A 5,614-nucleotide genomic window follows, 5' to 3' on the forward strand; every position below is an offset into this window, starting at 1 on the left:
CTCCGCCTTGCATCTGCACGCACCAGACGCCGCGAAGCCCGCCCTCCGGGCGGACGGCGGGAGATAGGACTTACTCGTCTACTAGGCCCTGTCCGGGCGACAGGGCCCAGCCGTTCAGTGGGCGGCGAGGCGTACGCGGCCGCCGAGTTCGATCGTGCCGTCGGGGCCGGGGGCGGTGAGAATCTGCGAACCCCGGCCCTGCGTGATGTTCAGGGCCCGGCCCAGCTGCGCGGTGAGCAGCAGCGCCGCGGCGCCGGTCGCCTCGTCCTCGTCGATCCCCCCGGTGCAAGCCCCGGCTCCACCGGAGCGGCTGCCGCCGCGCTCATCGATGCGTCCGGGGAAGGCCCGGGCACGGACCCGACCCGCGGCCTCGTCCTCCCAGCCCCACGCGTACAGCCACTCACCCGGCGGCGGCACCTCCAGCGCCTCGACCTCGGCGGCCGATCCGTACTGCCGCAGGGTCCGCGGCGGGGCCCACTCGGCGCGGGCCGTGATCCAGGTGAACTCGCCGTCGGACCGCACCCACACCTCACCGGCCGGCGGGTTCACCACCTCCAGGTCGAGCAGCCACGCCACCCCGACCAGAGGATGACCGGCGAACGGCAGCCGCAGTCCCGGCGTGTAGATGTCGACGGCGCCGCGCTCGGGATCGTCGACGAACACGGTCTCGCTGAAGCCCAGTTCGGCGGCGAGCGCCTGCCGGGACTTCTCGTCGGGGTACGGACGCCCGTCGCGTACGACTCCGAGGGCGTTGCCGTGGCGGCCGTCGGCGGCGCAGAAGACATGGAGGACGTCGATGCCGCGGGGTCGTTCGTGAGTCACGCGGGCATTCAAACATCCCCGTACGACAGCGAGACGACGGCCGGCAGCCGGTCGAGGTGCTGCCGCATCGGCGGACCGGGGCTCCCCTCGCCGTACCGAAGCGCGACATTTGACCGGGACTTGACCGTCCCGTGATCGGGGCGTTTCCGCAGCCCGGTCGTGAGAGCTGAATCACTGGACGAAGGGGTATCGCTCAGGTAAGCCTCGGTTAAGTTAGGTCCGCCTCACCGCCGTCCCACCCCGTCCCATCCTCTGTGGAGCCTGTATGCGACCCGTCCGTCTCTCCGTCGTCACCGCCGCCGCGACAGCGGCTGCCCTGACCGTCATCACGGGCTGCGCCGAGAAGAGTGACGCCAAGGGCGGTGACGGTGCCGTCACCGTCACCGCGAAGGACGACACCTGCGAGGTGTCCAAGAAGGAGTTCCCGGCCGGGCACGTCCAGCTGGACATCGAGAACAAGGGCAGCAAGGTCACCGAGGTCTACATCCTCTTCCCGGACGACCGCATCGTCGCCGAGCGCGAGAACATCGGCCCCGGCACCAAGGCGAAGCTCACCGCCGAGGTGAAGGCCGGTGACTACGAGATCGCCTGCAAGCCCGGCATGAAGGGCGAGGGCATCCGTCAGCAGGTGAAGGTGACCGGCGGCAAGGCCGCGAAGCGGTCGCCCGAGATGGACAAGGCGGTCGCCGAGTTCCGCACGTACGTGCAGCAGCAGGCCGACGAAACGCTGCCCAAGGTGAAGGTGTTCACCGACGCCGTGCGCGCCGGCGACATCGAGGCCGCCAAGAAGGCCTACGCCGACTCCCGTATCGGCTGGGAGCGCACCGAGCCGGTCGCCGAGTCCTTCGGCGACATCGACCCGAAGGTCGACCTCCGCGAGGACGGCGTGGCCGACCTCAAGAAGGGCGAGCAGTGGACCGGCTGGCACCGCCTGGAGAAGGCGCTGTGGCAGGACAAGAAGCTCGGCGCCGAGGAGAAGGCGTTCGCCGACACCCTCGACAAGGACCTCGCCGACTGGGCGAAGCGCGTCGGCACCGCCGAGATCTCGCCGACCTCGATGGCCAACGGCGCCAAGGAGCTCCTCGACGAGGTCGCCACCGGCAAGGTGACCGGTGAGGAGGAGCGCTACTCCCACACCGACCTGGTCGACTTCAAGGCGAACGTCGAAGGTGCGCAGAAGTCGTTCGAGCTGCTGAAGCCGGTCGCCGCCAAGAACGACCCGAAGCTGGTCGCCGAGCTGGACAAGCAGTTCGCGGCGATGAACGCGCTGCTCGACAAGTACCGCACGGACAAGAGCTCGTACGTCTTCACGTCGTACGACAAGGTCACCGAGCCGCAGCGCAAGGAGCTGTCGGACGGTGTGAACGCGCTGGCCGAGCCGCTGTCGAAGCTCGCCGCGGCAGTGGTGAAGTAGGAGGCCGGCACGATGACCGAGGACACCACGAACACGGCCCGGACCGAGGACTCCACAGTCACGTCGTCCGCGACCGAGGACACCACTGGCACGGCCCTGACCGAGGACTCCACAGTCACGTCGCCCGGGACCGAGGACACCACGGGCACGGCCCTGACCGAGGACACCACAAGCACGTCGTCGTCCAAGGCCGCGTCGCCTTCGCGGCGCGCGGTGCTCGGCTGGGGAGGCGCGGGGCTCGCGCTCGGCGCCGTCGCGACCGGTGGTGCGATGGCCGCGACCCGCTCCGGGGACGAGACCGTCCCCGCCGCGATCAGCGGCGCCGCGGTGCCGTTCCACGGCGCGCACCAGGCGGGTATCGCGACCGCCGTGCAGGACCGGCTGCACTTCGCGGCCTTCGACGTGAAGACCAAGGACCGTGCGGAACTGGTCCAGTTGCTGAAGGACTGGACGCGGGCCGCCGAGCGGATGACCGCCGGGCAGGCGGTCGGCGAGGGCGCGTACGGCGGTCTCGCCGAGGCCCCGCCGGACGACACGGGCGAGGCTCTCGGCCTGAAGCCGTCCCGGCTGACGCTCACCATCGGCTTCGGCCCCTCGCTGTTCGACGACCGCTTCGGTCTGAAGGACCGCCGGCCGGCGGCACTCGTCGACCTGCCCAAGTTCGCCGGCGACAACCTGGACCCGGCCCGCAGCGGTGGCGATCTGTGCGTGCAGGCCTGCGCCGACGACCCGCAGGTCGCCGTGCACGCCATCCGCAACCTCGCCCGGATCGGCTTCGGCAAGATCGCGGTGCGCTGGTCGCAGCTCGGCTTCGGCAAGACCTCCTCGACCACGCCCGAGGAGCAGACGCCGCGCAACATGATGGGCTTCAAGGACGGCACCCGGAACATCTCGGGCACCGACGACGCCGCCCTCGACAAGCACGTCTGGGTGTCCGAGAAGGACGGCCCCTCCTGGATGGCCGGCGGCTCCTACCTGGTGGCACGCCGGATCCGGATGAACATCGAGGCCTGGGACCGTACGCCGCTGCAGGAGCAGGAGGACATCTTCGGCCGCGACAAGGGCGAGGGTGCCCCCGTCGGCAAGGCGAAGGAGCGCGACGAGCCGTTCCTGCCCGCCATGCTGCCGAACGCCCATGTGCGGCTGGCACACCCGGACTCCAACGGCGGTGCGAAGCTGCTGCGCCGCGGCTACTCGTTCACGGACGGCACGGACGGACTCGGCCGCCTCGACGCCGGCCTGTTCTTCCTCGCCTACCAGCGGGACGTCGCCAAGGGGTTCATCCCGGTGCAGCGCAACCTCGCCGCGGACGACCTCAACGAGTACATCCAGCACGTGGGTTCGGCTCTGTTCGCCGTACCGCCGGGCGTCCGCGGCAAGGACGACTGGTGGGGCCGGGCGCTGTTCTCATAACCGGGAGGGGACCGACGTGTTCGGCAACTATCTGATCGGCCTCCGCGAGGGTCTCGAGGCCAGTCTGGTCGTCTGCATCCTCATCGCGTATCTGGTGAAGACGGACCGCAGGGACGCCCTGAAACCGATCTGGCTCGGTATCGGGGCGGCCTGTGCGCTGGCGCTCGCGTTCGGCGCGACGCTCGAATTCGGCTCGCAGGAGCTGACGTTCGAGGCGCAGGAGGCGCTGGGCGGCACATTGTCGATCGTCGCGGTGGGGCTGGTCACCTGGATGGTCTTCTGGATGCGGCGCACCGCGCGGCATCTGAGGGCGGAGCTGGGCGCCAAGCTGGACGCGGCGCTCCAGATGGGCACGGGGGCGCTCGTCGCCACCGCGTTCCTGGCGGTGGGCCGCGAGGGGCTGGAGACGGCGCTGTTCGTCTGGGCGTCGGTACGGGCGGCCACCGACACGAGCGGCTCGTCGGCCCCGCTGACCGGTGTGCTGCTCGGGATCGCGACCGCCGTCGTGCTGGGCTGGCTGTTCTACCGGGGCGCCCTGCGCATCAACCTGGCGAAGTTCTTCACCTGGACCGGCGGAATGCTGGTGATCGTTGCCGCGGGCGTGCTCGCGTACGGCGTGCACGATCTGCAGGAGGCCCGTTTCCTGGGCGGCCTGGCGGACAAGGCGTTCGACGTCAGCGCCACGGTCCCGCCGGACAGCTGGTACGGCACGCTGCTGAAGGGTGTCTTCAACTTCCAGCCCGACCCGACGGTCCTCCAGGTCACGGTGTGGGCGCTGTATCTGATCCCGACGCTCGCCCTGTTCCTGGCCCCGGTAGGGTTCGGACGGTCAGTGGGGGTCGAGGAGCAGAAGGCAACCGATGAGCAGGCTGGGTCGGGCGGCGACGGGGCTCGCGGCGGCGACGGTACTGTCGCTGACGGCGAGCGGGTGCGTGACGGTGCACGGCGAGCGGGAAGTCGTACCGTCGGCGACGAAAGCTGAGGCCGCGCAGGCCCTGAAGGACTTCACCGACGCCTACAACAAGGCGGACAAGGCCTATGACCCGGCCCTCGACGCGGGCCGGGTCACGGGTGCGCTCGGCGCGATCAACCAGGCGGGTCTGAAGGCGCGCAGCGTCACGACGCCGGGCGGCAATCCGGAGCACCGTCCGCTGGAGCTGACGGACGCGAAGTTCTACGTCCCCAAGAAGGCGGGCTGGCCGCGGTGGTTCCTCGCGGACACCGACAGCAACCGGGACACCGACACCGGCCGGGAGGACACCCGCTGGGTGGTGGTGTTCGTCAAGAACGGCAACAGCCAGCTGTGGGAAGCCGCGTATCTGGCGATCCTCTCCCCGGGCGAGGTGCCCAAGTTCCGTACGGACAAGGACGGCTGGGCGGAGCCGGTGGCGCCGGACTCCGCGCAGACGGCGGTCGCTCCGCGGAATCTGAGCGAGGAGTACGCCTCGTACCTGGCGAGCGGCAAGCCCGAGCACTTCGCGCAGGGCACGCACACCACGGGCTGGCGCGAGGAGCGGGACCGGAGCAAGCGGCGGCCGGGGCTTTCGACGCAGTACGTCGACCAGCCGATGGACACCGGGGACTTCGCGCCGCTGGGGCTGGTCACGGAGGACGGCGGGGCGCTGGTGTTCTTCGCCACCCGCTACTTCGACCAGCAGACGGCGGCGAAGGGCTACCGGCCGAAGGCCGGCGCGGACGTGAAGGCGCTCATGACGGGCGAGTTGAAGAGCACGCTCACGAAGGAATGGGTGTCGAGCCAGGTCGTCCGGCTCGCGCCGAGCGGCGGCAACGGACCCGCGGTGACGATCCTGAGCCGGCTGCAGGGTGTGACGGCGGCGAAGGGTTCGTAGGTCGCTAGGGCCTGTCCGGTGGATCAGGCTGGATCAGCGAGCGCCCGCCGCGAAGCGGCTGATGTCACTGATGTGGCTTCGGATCCAAGGCGGAGGATGGGGGTCCCCCCGCCGA

At 70.3% G+C, this 5,614-nt stretch carries 5 protein-coding genes; 4 read left to right on the forward strand and 1 reads right to left on the reverse strand.

Annotation, left to right across the window (positions count from 1 at the left end):
* Nucleotides 1-114: 114 nt before the first annotated feature.
* On the reverse strand, nucleotides 115-822 hold the full coding sequence (locus ACWGI8_RS38175; protein ID WP_453668031.1) for a PhzF family phenazine biosynthesis protein: 708 nt from the start codon (nucleotides 820-822) through the stop codon (nucleotides 115-117).
* A gap of 265 nt (nucleotides 823-1,087) precedes the next feature.
* On the opposite strand from ACWGI8_RS38175, the gene efeO reads away from it, so the two are divergent.
* The 4 genes from efeO to ACWGI8_RS38195 are packed head-to-tail and all read left to right on the forward strand — an operon-like array spanning nucleotide 1,088 to nucleotide 5,499.
* The gene (gene efeO / locus ACWGI8_RS38180) at nucleotides 1,088-2,236 is read left to right on the forward strand and encodes an iron uptake system protein EfeO (protein WP_453668032.1); all 1,149 of its coding nucleotides are present in this window, start codon (nucleotides 1,088-1,090) and stop codon (nucleotides 2,234-2,236) included.
* Nucleotides 2,237-2,248: 12 nt separating this feature from the next.
* Complete coding sequence (efeB, locus tag ACWGI8_RS38185; RefSeq protein ID WP_453668033.1) at nucleotides 2,249-3,649, forward strand: iron uptake transporter deferrochelatase/peroxidase subunit; 1,401 nt, start codon at nucleotides 2,249-2,251, stop codon at nucleotides 3,647-3,649.
* A 16-nt stretch (nucleotides 3,650-3,665) separates the two neighbouring features.
* Nucleotides 3,666-4,631, forward strand: coding sequence for an iron uptake transporter permease EfeU (gene efeU, locus ACWGI8_RS38190; RefSeq protein ID WP_453668034.1), 966 nt, complete (start codon nucleotides 3,666-3,668; stop codon nucleotides 4,629-4,631).
* On the forward strand, nucleotides 4,519-5,499 hold the full coding sequence (locus ACWGI8_RS38195) for a hypothetical protein (protein WP_453668035.1): 981 nt from the start codon (nucleotides 4,519-4,521) through the stop codon (nucleotides 5,497-5,499). Before efeU ends, ACWGI8_RS38195 begins: the two co-directional genes overlap by 113 nt.
* Nucleotides 5,500-5,614: the final 115 nt, after the last annotated feature.

The organism is Streptomyces sp. NPDC054841, assembly GCF_053611045.1.

Coding starts and splice junctions, on each gene's coding strand:
- efeO (WP_453668032.1), top strand. CDS start 1,088: ATGCGACCCGTCCGTCTCTCCGTCGTCACCGCCGCCGCGACAGCGGCT.
- efeB (WP_453668033.1), top strand. CDS start 2,249: ATGACCGAGGACACCACGAACACGGCCCGGACCGAGGACTCCACAGTC.